General features: G+C 64.1%; 16 protein-coding genes. 13 read left to right on the forward strand and 3 right to left on the reverse strand.

What is annotated here, in order from left to right; translation table 11 throughout:
- Nucleotides 1-33 precede the first annotated feature (33 nt).
- The 4 genes from VVT58_RS20375 (at nt 34) to VVT58_RS20390 (ending at nt 4,693) form a co-directional block, all read left to right on the forward strand.
- Nucleotides 34-2,373 carry a membrane-bound PQQ-dependent dehydrogenase, glucose/quinate/shikimate family gene (locus tag VVT58_RS20375; RefSeq protein ID WP_327754012.1) on the forward strand — a complete coding sequence of 780 codons (2,340 nt, stop codon included), beginning with the start codon at nt 34-36 and terminating at the stop codon, nt 2,371-2,373.
- 134 nt (nt 2,374-2,507) lie between these two features.
- Entirely contained in the window at nt 2,508-2,951 is a 444-nt protein-coding gene (locus VVT58_RS20380; RefSeq protein WP_172451733.1) for a nuclear transport factor 2 family protein, read from the forward strand.
- Nucleotides 2,944-3,945 (forward strand): NADP-dependent oxidoreductase, encoded by a 1,002-nt coding sequence (locus VVT58_RS20385; protein ID WP_066563024.1) that lies wholly within the window; start codon nt 2,944-2,946, stop codon nt 3,943-3,945. Before VVT58_RS20380 ends, VVT58_RS20385 begins: the two co-directional genes overlap by 8 nt.
- A gap of 22 nt (nt 3,946-3,967) precedes the next feature.
- The gene (locus VVT58_RS20390) at nt 3,968-4,693 is read left to right on the forward strand and encodes an SDR family oxidoreductase (protein WP_066563026.1); all 726 of its coding nucleotides are present in this window, start codon (nt 3,968-3,970) and stop codon (nt 4,691-4,693) included.
- Nucleotides 4,694-4,723: 30 nt separating this feature from the next.
- Here VVT58_RS20390 and VVT58_RS20395 read toward each other — a convergent pair whose 3' ends face one another.
- Together VVT58_RS20395 and VVT58_RS20400 are read right to left on the reverse strand one after the other, a co-directional pair.
- On the reverse strand, nt 4,724-5,872 hold the full coding sequence (locus tag VVT58_RS20395) for an NADH:flavin oxidoreductase (RefSeq protein ID WP_082749139.1): 1,149 nt from the start codon (nt 5,870-5,872) through the stop codon (nt 4,724-4,726).
- Nucleotides 5,873-5,987: 115 nt separating this feature from the next.
- Complete coding sequence (locus VVT58_RS20400) at nt 5,988-6,194, reverse strand: ferredoxin (RefSeq protein WP_066563029.1); 207 nt, start codon at nt 6,192-6,194, stop codon at nt 5,988-5,990.
- 99 nt (nt 6,195-6,293) lie between these two features.
- Between VVT58_RS20400 and VVT58_RS20405 the strand changes: the two genes are divergently transcribed.
- The 9 genes from VVT58_RS20405 (at nt 6,294) to VVT58_RS20445 (ending at nt 14,357) form a co-directional block, all read left to right on the forward strand.
- Nucleotides 6,294-7,679 carry an aromatic ring-hydroxylating dioxygenase subunit alpha gene (locus tag VVT58_RS20405; RefSeq protein ID WP_066563031.1) on the forward strand — a complete coding sequence of 462 codons (1,386 nt, stop codon included), beginning with the start codon at nt 6,294-6,296 and terminating at the stop codon, nt 7,677-7,679.
- Nucleotides 7,680-7,707: 28 nt separating this feature from the next.
- Nucleotides 7,708-8,283 carry a 3-phenylpropionate/cinnamic acid dioxygenase subunit beta gene (locus VVT58_RS20410; protein ID WP_066563033.1) on the forward strand — a complete coding sequence of 192 codons (576 nt, stop codon included), beginning with the start codon at nt 7,708-7,710 and terminating at the stop codon, nt 8,281-8,283.
- 14 nt (nt 8,284-8,297) lie between these two features.
- Nucleotides 8,298-9,467, forward strand: a complete 1,170-nt coding sequence (locus VVT58_RS20415) for an NAD(P)/FAD-dependent oxidoreductase (RefSeq protein WP_066563038.1) — start codon at nt 8,298-8,300, stop codon at nt 9,465-9,467.
- Nucleotides 9,464-10,276: an SDR family NAD(P)-dependent oxidoreductase gene (locus tag VVT58_RS20420; RefSeq protein ID WP_066563040.1), complete on the forward strand. Its 813-nt coding sequence runs from the start codon at nt 9,464-9,466 to the stop codon at nt 10,274-10,276. Before VVT58_RS20415 ends, VVT58_RS20420 begins: the two co-directional genes overlap by 4 nt.
- Nucleotides 10,273-10,905 (forward strand): TetR/AcrR family transcriptional regulator, encoded by a 633-nt coding sequence (locus VVT58_RS20425; protein ID WP_066563041.1) that lies wholly within the window; start codon nt 10,273-10,275, stop codon nt 10,903-10,905. The genes VVT58_RS20420 and VVT58_RS20425 overlap by 4 nt, the downstream gene beginning before the upstream one ends.
- A gap of 4 nt (nt 10,906-10,909) precedes the next feature.
- A complete protein-coding gene (locus VVT58_RS20430) occupies nt 10,910-12,136 on the forward strand; it encodes an acyl-CoA dehydrogenase family protein (protein ID WP_206377303.1) in 1,227 nt (408 codons plus the stop codon).
- A 101-nt stretch (nt 12,137-12,237) separates the two neighbouring features.
- Entirely contained in the window at nt 12,238-13,158 is a 921-nt protein-coding gene (locus VVT58_RS20435) for a zinc-binding dehydrogenase (RefSeq protein WP_066563045.1), read from the forward strand.
- 4 nt (nt 13,159-13,162) lie between these two features.
- The gene (locus VVT58_RS20440) at nt 13,163-13,747 is read left to right on the forward strand and encodes a gamma carbonic anhydrase family protein (RefSeq protein WP_066563047.1); all 585 of its coding nucleotides are present in this window, start codon (nt 13,163-13,165) and stop codon (nt 13,745-13,747) included.
- A 10-nt stretch (nt 13,748-13,757) separates the two neighbouring features.
- The gene (locus VVT58_RS20445; protein ID WP_066563049.1) at nt 13,758-14,357 is read left to right on the forward strand and encodes a malonic semialdehyde reductase; all 600 of its coding nucleotides are present in this window, start codon (nt 13,758-13,760) and stop codon (nt 14,355-14,357) included.
- 44 nt (nt 14,358-14,401) lie between these two features.
- Here the strand turns inward: VVT58_RS20445 and VVT58_RS20450 are convergent, their stop codons facing one another.
- Nucleotides 14,402-15,625, reverse strand: a complete 1,224-nt coding sequence (locus VVT58_RS20450) for a cytochrome P450 (RefSeq protein ID WP_066563051.1) — start codon at nt 15,623-15,625, stop codon at nt 14,402-14,404.
- Nucleotides 15,626-15,659: the final 34 nt, after the last annotated feature.

Genomic DNA, 15,659 nt, shown 5'->3' on the forward strand with positions numbered 1-15,659 from the left:
ACAGCTTTTGCCGGATTCCAAGGGGGGAGCCTGATGCGCCGCTTTCTGAACATGATTTTCATCCTGTCGATGCTTCTTGCCGGCCTGTCGCTGCTGTGGCTGGGGGGACGGCTCGCCCTGCTCGGCGGGTCAAGCTGGTATTGTGTGTCCGGCCTCATGATGGTGAGTGCGGCCTGTCTCGGCTGGCGCCGTTCGCCCCTCTCGGTCACCCTCTATTGGGCCTTTCTCGCGGCCAATCTCTGCTGGTCGCTTTGGGAGGTCGGACTGGACGGCTGGGCTCTTGCGCCCCGGCTGGCCATGCCGGTCGCCATGGGCCTCTACATGTTCACCCCCTATTACCGGCGGCATGTCGGCCTTGACCGCCCCCTGCCCGGCGCACGCATGCTGTGGCCCGGTCTTCTGCTGCTCCTCGTCGGCGCGATCGGCGCCGCCTTCTGGGCGGATCGTTCGCCGCCGGCGGGCAGCGCTCTGTGGGGCGCGGGACCGGCCCGCGCCGCCGATGGCGACTGGGTGGCCTATGGCAACGACCGGGGCGGATCGCGCTATTCGCCGCTGGCGCAGATCACGCCCGCCAATGTCGGCCATCTGGAAAGGGCATGGACGTACCACACCGGCAAACTCACCGATGGCAAGCAAGGCACGGCCTTTCAGGTCAATCCGCTCAAGGTGGGCAATCGCCTGTTCCTGTGTGCGGGCAATAATGATGTGATCGCGCTCGATCCGGAAACGGGGCGACAATTATGGCGGCACCGGCCCAAGACCGATCTCGCGGGTGTCTATGGCCTCGTCTGCCGCGGCGTCACCTATTATCGCATCCCGCAGGCCCATGGCTATTGCGCCGAGCGCATCTACACCGCGACGCTCGACGCCCGGCTGATCGCGCTCGATGCGGTGACCGGCGGACTTTGCCCCGGATTCGGACAGGGCGGTCAGGTGGATCTGAAGGCGGGACTGGGAACGGTCGACAAGGGCTATTATTTCGTCACCTCGCCCCCCGCCCTCGTGCGCGGCCGCCTCGTTCTGGGCGGCTGGGTGATGGATGGTCAGAAAATCAGGGAGCCTTCCGGCGTCATCCGGGCGTTCGATGCCGTCACGGGCGCTTTTTCCTGGGCCTTCGACATCGGTCGCCCCGACGATCACGGGCTGCCGCCGCGCGGCGGCGTCTTTACGCCGGGCACGCCCAATAGCTGGGCGCCCATGAGCTCGGACGAAGCGCTGGGCCTCGTCTATGTGCCGACAGGGAATGCAACGCCCGATTATTTCGGCGGGCATCGCACCGTCAATGATGACCTCTATTCCAGTGCCGTGCTGGCGCTGGACGCGGAGAGCGGGGCGGTGCGCTGGTCCTTCCAGACGACCCATCATGACCTGTGGGACTATGATGTGCCCGCCCAGCCCACGCTGGTCGATCTTCCCGGCGGCGTGCGCGGCCTGCTCCAGCCGACCAAGCGCGGGGAGATATTCTTCCTCGACCGGGCGACCGGCAAGCCGCTGTTGCCGGTCGAGGAACGCCCAGTCCCGCAGGGCGCCGTTCCCGGCGAACGCCTGTCGAAGACCCAGCCCTATTCGGTCGGCATGCCCAGTTTCGGCGGGCCGCGTCCGGCGGAAAAGAGCATGTGGGGTCTGACGCCGATCGATCAGGCGATGTGCCGCATCCGCTTCCGCCAGGCCCGCTTCGACGGGGACATGACCCCGCTGTCGACTGAGCATCCCACCCTCACCTGGCCCGGCTATCTCGGCGGGATCGACTGGGGTGGGGTATCGGTCGATCCCCGGCGCGGGTTGATGATCGTGAACAACAACCAGGTCGGCAATTACAATCGCCTGATCCCCAGAGCCGTCGCGGACCGACAGGGCATCAAGCCGATGAACGCCGCCCATATGAGCGATGTCGGTGGGCCGGTCGCCCAGATGGGCGTGGCCTATGCCGCCCATATCGCGCCCTTCCTCTCCCCGCTCGCCATTCCGTGCCAGCAGCCCCCCTATGGCCGCATCAACGCGGTGGACCTCAAGACCGGAAAACTGGTCTGGAGCAGGATATTCGGCACCTCGCGCGACAGCGGCCCGCTGGCCCTGCCAACGTTCGTGCCGATTCCCATGGGCGTGCCCAATATCGGCGGGTCGGTGGCTACCGCGAGCGGCGTCACCTTCATCGGCGCGACGCAGGAGCATATGTTCCGCGCCTATGAGACGACGACCGGCCGGCTGCTCTGGAAGGCGCGACTGCCCGCCGGCGGCAATGCCTCTCCCACCACCTACTGGTCGAACGCGAGCGGACGCCAGTTCGTGGTGATCGCGGCGGGCGGACATGGCGCAATGCTGTCAGGTGCGGGCGACGCGTTGATCGCCTACGCACTGCCCAACCGGAAATAGAGGCGGCCGCCCGTTGGTGGCTGGGCCTGCCGAGGCTATAAATCGCCGGAAGATGACAGTCGATCCTATCCTTTGGCGGGCAAGTTTAGCCGGCGCCTCTTTATGTTTTCAGCCGAAACTAGGGGAGGATGAACATGCCCGCACATGGCAGTCTGGTGAGACGCTTGCCCGTCGGCGCCGATGATGAACGTGCGATCGAACATGTGTTGCTGCGCTACGCCACCGGCATCGACACGCGTGACTGGCCGCTGTTCCGGACCTGCTTCGCGCAGGATTGCGAGGCCGATTACGGCAGTTTCGGGCATTGGCGCGGCCCGCGCGAAATCGCCGAATATATGGCCGACGCCCACCGCCATATGGGGCCGACGCTGCACCGGATCACCAATATCGTGATAGAGAAGCGCAACGATGAGGTGCACGCGCGCAGCTATGTCGATGCGCTCCTGCCGGAGGCGACCCAAGGCGGCGTGACCCATCGCGCGGCGGGCTATTATGAGGATTGCCTGGTCCGCACCTCGGACGGATGGAAGATTTCCCGCCGGAAATTCACCATGGTCAAAGCGGGGCTGGATGGCTGATCTCAACCGCCAGGTCCTGTTGACCTCCCGCCCGTCGGGAATCGCGCAGGCGGAAAATTTCGCGATCCGGCAGGCGCCGGTCGAACCGCCTGCGCCGGGTCAGATTCTGGTGCGCAATCACTATCTTTCGATCGAACCGGCGATGCGCGGCTGGATCGCCGATGCGGGCAACTATGCCGCGCCCGTCGCCATCGGTTCGGTCATGCGCAGCCTTGCCGTGGGCGAGGTCGTGGCCTCCGCGCATCCCGACTATGCGGTGGGAGAGCATGTGTCCGGCTGGTTCGGCTGGCAGGACTATGCCTGCCTCGCAGCCGATCAGGTCGTCCAGCGCACCACCGCGCCGGAGATGCGGGCATCGCTCGGCATTCTGGGCATCAACGGCATGACGGCCTATCTGGCCCTTACCCTGATCGGCCAGCCGCGCGCGGGTGAGACCATCGCGGTATCCACGGCGGCCGGCGCGGTCGGTTCGGCCGTCGGCCAGATCGCCCGCATCCTTGGCTGCCGCACGATCGGCATCGCGGGCGGGCCGGTCAAGGCGCGACGCTGCGTGGATGAGTATGGCTATGACTGCGCCATCGATTATCGCGCCGGGAACATAAGCGCGGCGATCGCCGAGCATGCGCCCAAGGGTATCGACATTTATTTCGACAATGTCGCCGGGGCGATCAGCGACTCGGTTCTGCCGCATCTGGCACAGCGCGGGCGCGTCATTGTGTGCGGAACGGCATCGATCGACCGCTGGGAGCCATGGCCCACCGGGCCGCGCGTCGAACGCCATCTTCTGGTCAAACGCGCCCGTATGGAAGGCTTCGTCATCTTCGACCATGCCGATCGCTATGCCGAAGCGACAGCGCAATTGCGGACATGGATCGCGCAGGGCCGGCTCACATGGCGCGAGGATATATTGGACGGCATAGAATCCTGCCCCGACGCGCTCGCTGGTCTCTATCGCGGCGAAAATGACGGCAAGAGGCTGATCCGTCTTATCTGATCTGAAAAGAGGAAGTCACGTCATGGATCATCTGGAAGGGCAGATTGCCATCGTCACCGGCGCATCGTCGGGCATCGGCGCGGCCAGCGCCCGCACGCTTGCGGCAGCGGGCGCGACCCTGGTGCTGGTCGCCCGCCGCGCCGACCGCCTCACCGAACTGGCAGAGGAACTGGGCCGCGGCAGCACGGCCTTTGCCGCCGACATGGCGGACCCGGACGCGCCGCAAAGGCTGCACGATTTCGTCCTCGACCGCTTCGATCGGGCCGACATATTGGTCAACAATGCCGCCATGTTGCACGCCGCGCCGATCGACGCGTTCGACCTCGATCAGTTGCGCCCGATGATCGCGATCAACTATGAAGCGGTGGTGCGCGCCAGCACCCTTTTCGCGCGGACGATGAAGGCGGCCGGCAGGGGCCAGATCATCAACATATCCAGCATCGGCGCGAACATCACCGCCCCCGGTGTGGGTGTCTATGGCGGCCTCAAGCGCGCGCTGGAGGCGTTTACCGACTGCCTGCGGGTCGAACTCGCCGGGTCGGGCGTCAAGGTCGGCATTGTCGCGCCCGGCACGACCAGCACCGAGATTTTCGAGGATATGAAGGCCAGGGGGCAACCGTCCTGGGACAGCTTCATCCCGCCGATGCTGCCCAGCGACATCGCCGACGCCGTCGCGGTCATCGCGCAGCAGTCCGAACGCACCAACATCGCCCGCATCCAGGTCTATGCCGCAGCGGACAGCCATTGACGCCCCGGCCGGAGCCGGAGTGTCCGGCGATCAGTCCAGCGTGGCGTAGGCGTCCAGCCGGAACGGATTGACGTCGCCGCCATTGCGCATCTTGGCCACCCATTGGGCATCCATCAGCAGCGCGCGGCCGACCGCGATCAGGTCGAATTCGCCGCGCACCATCCTGTCGGCCACCAGCGCCAGATTGTCGGTCATGACGGTCGGCTGCGCGAAGGAGGATTGCAAATCCTTGCTAAGGCCCACCCCGCCGACCGCGATGGTCGGTTTACCGGTCAGTTTCCTGACCCAACCCGCCAGCCCCATGTCGGAGCCTTCGAAGGCCGGTGCCGTGAAGATGCGCGTGCTCGCGTCGAATATGTCGACCCCCGCCTCGACCAGGGGAGCCAGCATCGCTTCCAGCTCGCCGGGCGTTTCTGCATTGCGTGCCTCATAATCCTGAAGCTTCCACTGGGAGAAGCGGAAAATGACCGGAAAATCGGGCGCGGTCGCGGCCCGGATCGCCCGCACCAGCTCGACCGCGAAGCGCGCGCGCTCGGCAATCCCGCCGCCCCAGCGATCTTCCCGCATATTGGTATGACGCCACAGGAAACTGTCGATCAGATAGCCATGCGCCCCATGCAGGGCCACGCCGTCGAAACCCACCGCCTTCGCATTGGCCGCGCTGCGGGCGAAGGCGGCGATCAGGTCGCCGATTTCGCTGTCGGTCAGCGGCGCGGTGGGTGCCCGCACCTGTTCCAGATAATCGGGCGGCACGATCGCTTTGTCGGTCGGGCCCCAGATGCCGGACGGACGGGCTGATGGCGCATCGGGATGATAGCCCGTGCCCGGCACGCGAATGACGCCCTGATGCCATAGCTGGGGGATGATGAGGCCGCCAGCGTCATGCACGCCGGCCACGATGTCGCGCCAGCGCGCCAGCGCTTCCTCGCCATGCAGGACGGGCGAAGCGCCGCCGCCCATGGTTTCGCGTCCCACTGCGGCGGGATGGTCGACCCCCACCCCTTCGGTGATGATCAGCCCCACATCGGCTTCGGCCCGCCGCCGATAATAGCCGGCCACCCCTTCCGAGGGGATGCCGCCCGGCGAGAAATTCCGCGTCATCGGCGCCATCACGAACCGATTGCGCAGGTGGAGCGAGCCGATCGTGAACGGTGTATATAAAATCTCGGCCTGCCCCATCAACGCGATCCTCTCATCTGCCTGTCAAACGACCGTGCCGCAGGGAACGAGCGCCAAAAACCTATCGAGCGACAGGATATCCGCCCCCCCGGACCCGCGCATGGTCACGCCGACTTCAGACTTCTTCGATGGCAAGGGCGGACTGCGGACAGGCTTCGGCCCCTTCCCGGGCCAGTTCCTCCAGTCCTTCGGGGACGATCTCGTCGTCCACATACACGATACCATTGGCATCGAGCTTGTAAATTTGGGGGCATATCTCGGCGCAAACGCCATAGCCACAACAGGCCGCCTTATCGATCACAACTTTCAGTTTCTGGCTCATCCAGCCTCTCCTTCCTCTTTAAGCGACATTACACCTTGAACAGATTTAGTTCAATATGTATAACACGACTCAATCAAGGAAATCCTCCAGGAGAGCAAGATGCTGCACAATGCCGGGCTGACGCTGAGCGACGGAACGACGCTTGACGACCTCATCGACCGCGACATGAACGAAGTGTCGTTGCGGGTGATGAACGACAAGGAACTCTATGAGCTGGAGATGGAGCGCATCTTCGCGCGCACCTGGCTGCTCCTTGGCCATGAGTCGGAAATTCCCAAGGCGGGCGACTATGTCATGCGCGACATGGCGGAAGATAATGTGATCGTCTCGCGCGACCGCAGCGGCGAAATCCACGTCATGCTGAACGTCTGCCCCCATCGCGGCATGAAGGTCTGCACGGCGGAAGCGGGTAATGCCCACGCCCATCGCTGCATCTATCATGGCTGGGCCTTCCGCGCGGACGGCAGCTTCATCGGCGCGCCGATCGAAAAGGAGCAGATGCACGGCAACAAGCGTTCGAAGGACGAGCTGGGCCTCAAAAAGGCCCGCGTCCATCTCTATGGCGGCCTGATCTTCGCCACCTGGAACAAAGATCTGTCGTTCGAGGATTATCTGGGCGACGCCAAATTCTACCTCGATCAGCTTTTCTGCCGCACCGACAATGGCCTTGAGATGCTTGGCCCCCCCCAGCGCTTCGTGCTGCCGTGCAACTGGAAGATCCCCGGCGAACAATCCGGCTCGGACGGCTTCCACACCCTGACGCTGCACCGTTCGCTGATGGAAGGCGGGATCATGGGCGGCACCGCGGAGTCGATCTACGACACCGCGCCGGGCATGTATGGCGTCGACCTTTCTGTGCCGCAGGGCCACACGCTGCGTTGCCTGGAAGCGGCGCAGACCTTCAAGATGTTCGCAGACGTCAGCTTCGAGGGAAAAACCACGGAAGAACGGCTGCATCTGCTGCCGCCGCCCGGCATCACCAAGGAATTGATCCCTCAGCTGTTCGAGAATCTGTCGGAAGATCAGGTCAAGCAGCTGGCGAACATCCCGCCCCAGGTCGGCGGCATGTTCCCCAACATACTGATCGCCTTCATCTTCGCGCCCCGCACGGATGGCGGCGCTTCGGGCGCCCTGTCGCTGCACACCTATGTCCCCAAGGGGCCGGACAAGGTGGAGTTCGTGAACTTCATCTTCGCGGAAAAGGACGCGCCGGAAGATGTGAAGCGCGACATGCTCCAGAACGCCATCTGGTCGACCGGCACGTCGGGTACGATCGAGCAGGACGACGCCGACACCTGGCCGCAGATCATGCGCAATTCGCGTGGCCATATGAGCAAGACCATCACGCTCAAATATCAGGCGCTGCACGGCCATGAGCGTCCCGAAGGCTGGGTCGGCGGCGGCGATCTCTATCCCGGCTTCACCAAGGACGACACGCAATGGGCCTGGTGGATGGCCTATTATAATCTGATGGCCGAAGCCTGAGCCGCGGCGACGAGAGAGGACAGATATCATGGTGAACTACGCGACCGCCGCCATCGACAAGACCAGCGTCCTGCGCGGTCTTGTCTCCACCAAGCGAGTGCCGCTCGGGTCGGAAGTCTATAACCGCCTGCTCGAAACCCTCTATGACGAAGCCGCCGCGCTCGACGAACGCCGGTTCGACGACTGGGTGGCTTATCTGGAACAGGATTTGAGCTACACCGCTCCCCTCCGCCTCACCCGCAACGGTCCGAACAAGGACCGGGACGTGGTGCGCACGATGAAGCATTTCGACGAGAATTACGGCTCGATCCTGATGCGGACCGGCCGTCTGGCGAAGAGCGCCTGGGCCGAAGATCCGCCGTCGCGCACGCGCCGCTTCGTCACCAATGTCCGCATCGCCGAAAGCGAAACGGCCGGCGAATATGAGGTTGTGAGCTACCTCTATGTCGAGCGCAGCCGCATGGACAATCCGGAGAATGAGACGATCAGCGCCGAACGCCGCGACATCTGGCGGCTGGTCGACGGCGCGTACAAGCTGGCGAGCCGGGAAATCATCGTCGACCAGTCGACGCTCGGCATGTCCAACTTCGCCATCTTCCTCTGACCGGAGCGGCTTCGGTGACGGAAACCCCGCATATCGTGGTCGTCGGCAGCGGCCTTGCCGGCTATGGCGTCCTGCGTGAGCTTCGCAAGCTTGCGCCGGACGCCCGGCTGACGCTGGTCACGCAGGATGACGGGCATTTCTATTCCAAGCCCGCTTTGTCGACCGCGCTCGCCAAGGGCAAGGTTGCCGATACGCTGATCACCACGCCGGCGGAAAAGATGGTCGCGCAGCTGAAGCTCGATCTGCGGGCCGGCCGTATCGTCGAAGCGATCGACCGGCAGGACAAGGCCGTTCTGACCACCGGCGGGCCGATCTTCTACGACCGGCTGGTGCTGGCGATGGGCGCCGATCCGGTCCGGCCGCCGATCGACGGGGACGCCGCGCACCGCGCGCTCGCGGTCAACAATCTCGACAATTATCGCGACTTTCGGGAGGCCTTGCCAGATGGCGCCCGCGTGCTCGTCATGGGCGGGGGCCTTGTCGGCACCGAATTTGCCAACGACCTTTCCGCAAGCGGCTATCAGCCGGTGGTCGTCGACATGCTCGGCCATCCCCTGGCCCAGCTCGTGCCGCCGGGCGTCGGTCAGATGATCCGCGACGCGCTGTCCGAAAAGGGCGTGGAATGGCATCTAGGCCGCAAGGTTCTGGCCATCCATAAGGGCGAAAGCGGAATCAGGGCCGAACTGGACGACGGCTTGGTGATCGAGGCGGCGGCGGTTCTTTCCGCCGTCGGGCTGCGTCCGCATATCCAGCTCGCACAGGAGGCGGGGCTGGAGGTCGCGCGCGGCATCAAGGTCGATCAGACGGGCTGCACCAGCGATCCCGCCATCTATGCGATCGGCGATTGCGCCGAATATCCGCAGGGACTGGCGGCCTATGTGACCCCGATCATGGCCGCCGCCCGCGCCATCGCGCCCAGCGCGCTCGGCACGCCGACGGATATCCGCTTCCCGCCGCTGTCCGTACAGGTCAAGACCACCGCCTATCCCGTCGTCCTGCTGCCCGCGCCCATGGGCGTGGAAGGACAGTGGCAGGAAATCGCCAATGACGAGCGCGGCATCAAATATCATTATCACGACGCGGACGGGGCGATCCGCGGCTATGTTTTCACAAAAGACTATTGCCAGGAACGCATGGACATGGACCGTGCCCTGAGCGAGCAGATGACAGGAGCGGTAGCGTGACGGGATTGGTGAAGGACAAGGTCGCAATCGTCACCGGCGGCGCCAAGGGGCTGGGCTACGGCATTTCCCGCTGCCTTGCAGAGGCAGGCGCGCATCTGCTGATCACCGGCCGGGACGGGGCCGCCGCTGAAACCGTCGCGGCGGAAATCACGCAAAGCTTCGGCGTCCGCGCCGTCGGCATGTCGGCCGACATGGGCGTCAAGACCGAAGTGGAGGCGATGATCGATCGCGCCGTCAGCGAATTTGGCGGGCTGGACATATTGGTCAACAATGCGTCGCAGCTTTCGCCCAATGTGCTGCTGGAGCAGAAAACGGACGAGATGCTTCAGCGGACACTGGAGATCGGCACCTGGGGGAGCTGGTGGGCCATGCGCGCCGCCTTCCCGCATATGAAGGCGCGCGGCGGCGGCTCGATCATCAATTTCTATTCGATCGACGCCCAGACCGGCGCATGGCTTCACGCCGACTATAATATGAACAAGGGCGCGATTCTGGGGCTTACCCGGACCGCGGCGGTCGAATGGGGCCGGTTCAACATCCGCACCAACGCCATCGCGCCGACCGGCATGGGGCAGGTGTTTGCGGACCTAGCCGAAAACGTCCCCGGCTTTCTTGAGATGGCGACCGCCAGCAACCCGCTCAAGCGCGCGGGCGACCCGGAAAAGGATATCGGCCCGGTCGTCCTGTTCCTCGCGTCGGAAATGTCGCGCTTTGTGAATGGCGAGTTGATCAATGTGGATGGCGGTCAGCATCTGCCGGGCTATGTGAGCGTTCCGCACAATCTGGCAGAGATGGAAGCCCAGACATGAAACTGATGCCGCACGCCGACTGGAACGAAATCGTCGCCACCGATCAATCGGGCAGCGTCCAGAAGATCATGGACGGCACGTTGCGCGCGATCAACTCTATTGGCGCGCGCCGCCTGTCGATGAGCGACATCAGCGAGAGCAGCGGCGTCTCGCGCGGCACGCTCTACCGCTATTTCGCCTCCAAGGAGGAAGTGCTGGCGGCCTTCAGCGAATATATCTGCAGCAGCTTCGAAAAGGGCATTGTGGAATCGGGCGAAAGCATTGTTGAGCCGATCGAGCGCTTCCGCGCGGTGATGCGTTTTTACGGCCGCTTCACGATCGAACGCTCGCCCGAAGGCATTTTCGAGGTCGAACCGGCCTTCCATCTCAATTTCCTGCGCAGCCATTTCGGTCGCCATAAGGCCGCGGTCCAGCGTGCGCTGGATCCGGTACTCGACTATTTCGACATGCTCATCGACAGCCGGATCAACCGGGACGCGTTCTGCGACACGATGGTCCGCCTGCAACTGAGCACTCTCATCATTCCCGCCACTCCGGAGTGGCTGGCGATCTGGAACAGCGCGCCCGATCGGTTGTGCGAATGGGCATTGCAGATCGCCGGGCACCATAGCGAACATAAGAAAGGATGAACTGATGGCTACTGCCCCCAAGGTGGATAATGAAATCCAGTGCGGCTTTGCCGAAAAGGCTGTCGCTGACGCGATGGTGGAAAAAGCGCGCGGCTTTCGCGCCTTCCTGCAAAGCGAGGCGCCCGAGGGCGAGAAGCGGCGCAATCCTACCCCCGCCGTGGACAAGATGCTGAAGGAAGAAGGATTCCTGCGTATGCTCCTGCCGCAGCGGCTGGGCGGCATGGGCCTCTCCCCCACGGATTTCTGCCGGGTGCAGATGGAAATCGCCAAGGGCGATCCCGCTATCAGCTGGGTGATCCAGATCGTCAACGGAACGAGCTGGATCACCAGCCTCGCGCCCGATGGCGTGCAGGACGCGGTGTTCGGCGGCAGTCCGCAGTCGGTCTGCGGCGCCTACAACCCTCCCGGCAAGGCGCGCAAGGTCGACGGCGGCTGGATCATCAACGGCAAATGGCCCTATATGTCCGGTTCGCGGCAGTCGAACTGGGCGCAGCAGGGCGTGGTGCTGGAAGGATATGACGGTCCCGTCGTTCCCGGCATCAGCATGTGCTATCTGCCGATGGACAGCATGACCATCGAAGACACATGGTTCGTTTCCGGCATGCAGGGCACCGGGTCCGACACGGCGGTCGCCAAGGATGTTTTCATTCCCGACGCCCAGATGGTGCTCATGGATGAGCGCGCCGGACAGATCGACCGGACGAAGCGCCATTTCGGCGCCCCCTCCGATCTGCTGCCCGCCGTGCCCGTCGTCCGCACCACCGGCATCGCCCAGCTGATCGGCGCGGTTGAGGCCATGCTGGAAATCGTCACCGCCGAGGCCCCCAAGAAGCCGGTGCTGACGACCATCATCGGCCCGCGCACCAGTTCGGGCGCCTATATGCGCGATCTGGGCGAAGCGGCAGCGATGATCGATACCGCCAAGCTGATCCTGTTCGACCTGACCGCCAAGCTGGACCGCGTCGGTCTGGGCGAGGAATTCACCCTTGCGGAGAAGGCGAGGCAGCGTGCAGGCGGCGCGCAGATGATCGAACTGGTTCATGGCGCCAGCGAATCGCTGATGTTCCAGGCCGGGTCCTCTGGCTTTGCGCTGGACAAGCCGATCAACCGCTACTGGCGCGACATTTCGATGGCGCTGCGGCATATCCAGAATATCCCGACCATCGGCTATGAAATCTATGGCCGCAACCTGACCGGCGCCGATCCGATCTCGCCGCCGGGCGCCTATTGAGGTCGATAAGCCATCGAAAGGAGGGTTGCCCGGTCGAAAGAATGGGCAACCCTCCTTCCTCCGCGGCCCGGCCGCATCCATCACGACCATAGGGGAACGCCATGCGGACCGCCCTGATCGACAGCGATGGCGGCTTCGCGCTGGCCGATCATCCCGAGCCAGCCGCCCAGCCCGGCTGTCGCGTCATAGAGGTTGCGGCGGCCGGAATCGGCCCCACCGACCTCATGCGCGCGAAGGGCTTTTTCGGCCCCGTCAGCGCGCCCTATGTGCCGGGCGGCGAGGGTGTCGGGCGCCTGGATGACGGCAGGCGCGTCTATTTCGGCCATAGCAGAGCGCCCTTCGGTGCCATCGCGGAACGCACGCTCGTGGCCGAAGAGGAAATCTGGCCTGCCCCCGACGGCCTTTCGGACGACCAGTTGATCGCCCTCGCCATCTCCGGCACCGGCTCACTGATCCCGCTGGAAGAGGCGCGGATAGCCAGAGGCGAGTCCGTCCTCATTCTCGGCGCGACCGGCCCGGTCGGGCAGATCGGCGCGCAGGTCGCGCGGCTGCTGGGCGCGGGCCGCGTCGTGGCGGCGGCGCGCAGCCGCGAACGGCTGGAGGCCATGCAGGCCGCCGGTCATGCCGATGCGATCGCCCTATTGGGCGAAGGCGATGATGACGCAGCGCTGAAGGCGGTTTCGCAAGGCGGCTATGATGTCGTGCTCGACATCATCTACGGTCCGCCCGCCGAAGCGGCGATGCGCGCCACCCGGCCCGGCGCGCGCATGATGAGCATCGGCGTGCAGGCCGGGCCAACGGTCACGCTGTCCCTGCGCGATCTCGTCTTCCGCAGCCATATCGGCGTCGGCACCGGGCAACGGCCGGCCAGCGAGCGCCGCGCCGCCTATGACCGGCTGATCGACATGGCAATGACCCAGGGCCTGACCGTCGACACATGCCGCTATGCCTTTGCGGATGCGGCCGACGCGTGGGCGGCGCAGGCCGGCAGTCCCCATGGCAAGATCGTCATCACCCGCTGATCGCATGGGAAGCCCCGCTTATATCGACCCCACCGTCCGCATCTTCGGCGATGTGCGGCTGGGCGACGATTGCAGCCTCTGGCCCTATGCCGTCGTCCGTTCCGAACGAGCGCATGTATCGATCGGGCGCTGCGCCAGCGTGCAGGACCATGCGATGGTCCATATCGGATGGGATGATCCCACGATCATCGGCGACTATTGCACTATCGGTCATGGCGCAGTGGTCCATGGCTGCATCATCGAACCCGCCTGCCTGATCGGCATAGGCGCGACCATCATGGAACGGTGCGTCATAGGGCGCGGCTCGATCATTGCCGGACACAGCTTCCTGCCGCCCGACAGCGTGATCCCGCCGCATTCGCTCGTCATGGGTACGCCCGGCCGCGTGGTGCGCCGCATCGACAAGCTGCGCGCGAACATCGTCGACGCGCTGCTCTATCGGGACAATGGGCGCGCCTATGCCACAGGCGGCCATCGCATCTGGGAAAATGCCGACATGGCGAAGCTGGGTGAAGAGGCCGACGCAATCCTTGCGCAGGACGCTGCGGGCTGGAATGACCGGGGCATCGCCCAATCCAACGCAAAATAAGAGAGCGATCATGCCCGACACGCCCGTCTTGACCGAAGATGCCATGCTGGACCTGCTGTTCCGCGACGCCCGCACCCATAATCAATGGAGCGACCGGCCCGTCACCGCTGAGACTGTCCGAACCCTTTACGACCTTGCCAAATGGGGACCGACGACCGCGAACAGCAACCCCGGCCGCTTCGTCTTCCTGCGCTCCGCCGCCGCCAAGGCTCGCCTGAAACCCCATCTGAGCGCGGGCAATGTCGACAAGGTGATGCAGGCGCCCTGCACCGTGATTATCGCGGGCGACACCCGATTTTACGAATTTTACGGCAAGCTTTTCCCGTCGCGTGACATGCGCAGCACGTTCGAGGGCAAGGACGCGCTGATCGCGGACACGGTGGCGCGTTCCTCGACGCTTCAGGGCGCTTATCTCATCATGGCGGCACGGGCGCTCGGGCTCGATTGCGGCCCGATGTCGGGCTTCGATCAGGCGGGCACCGACGCGGAATTTTTCCCGGACGGCCGGTGGAAAAGCAATTTCCTGTGCAATATCGGCTATGGCGATCCGGCAGGACTCTATTCCCGCAACCCCCGGCTTGATTTCGAAGAGGCCTGCCTCGACCTATGATGCGGGGTGAGGCGTCCGCCACAAGGCGAACGCCCTCCCATTTTTCAGCTTGCGGGCGTCCACACCAGCGGCAGTGCGACCGGCTGGATCATCCCCAGATGGCATTCCACCTGATGGCCGGGTGCGATGCGGAAGTCGGGAATGCGCGAGAGAAATTCCTCCATCGCGATCCGCAGCTCGCGCCGCGCCAGATGCATGCCCACACAGGTATGGATGCCGAAACCGAAACCGACATGACGCGGCCGCCGGTCGAGCCGGACCTCGGCAGGCGCGTCGAACTCGGCCGGATCGCGGCCGGCGAGCGTGGTGGACATCGCCACCTTGTCGCCGGGCATGAAGCGGATGCCCGCCACTTCCGTCTCCTTCTTGCATGTTCTGAAGGTGGTGACCGCACCATAGGCCCGCATCAGCTCGTCTATGGCGTGCGGGATTTCCGACGGATTGGAGCGCAGATAGGCCTGATCCTCCGCATGGCTGCCCAGATGCCGGAATTGCAGGCCCATATTGGTCGAAACCGTATCCAGCCCGCCAATGAACAGATTGAACATGAAGCCCAGCAGTTCATCGTCGGTCAGCGCCCGGCCATCGATCCGCCCCTGCACACCGAAGGTGATGAGGTCATTGCGTGGGTTGGCTCGCCTGTCCTCTATCTCCCCACCCAGATAGGCAAGCACGCTGCGCGTCGCCTCGGCAATCTTGGACAGGTCGTGATTGTGGAGCAGGTTCATTTCCCACTCCATGAACTCGCTCACCCGGTCGTGCGGCAGGCCCATCAGTTCCATGAACACCTTGATCGGAAATTCAAAGGCGAATTCGCTCATGAATTCGCACTGGCCGCGTAGGGCGAAGGCGTCGATATATTCCACCGCATAGTGCCGGATCTTGTCTTCCAGCGCCGCCATCGCCTTGGGCGTGAAGGCAGGATTGACCATCTGGCGAAAGGGGCCATGGGCGGGCGGATCGAGCTCCGCTGGGGAATTGATCCAGTTGCCCCCCACCAGCTTGGAGAAAGGCGAAAAGTCGGTCGAGGAAAAATGATCGGTGTCGAGATAAATTTCGCGCAGATGCGCCATGCGCCGCGGCACCCAGGCGCCGGTTCCGCCGGGATAGGCGTGGGCGGCATAGATGATGTCAGGCCCCTCATGCACCTGCATCGCCAGATCGTCGAACGGGTCCTTTGCCGTCGTCATGCCGAAGATGAAGGGAAAATCCTTGCTCACCAGCTCGGGCGGCACATGATCGGGAATCGGCTGCTCCGGAAACATCATCGCACTTACTCTCCTTATATTTTTTGCCGGGAAT

Source organism: Sphingobium sp. SJ10-10, assembly GCF_036038995.2.
GTDB lineage: Bacteria > Pseudomonadota > Alphaproteobacteria > Sphingomonadales > Sphingomonadaceae > Sphingobium.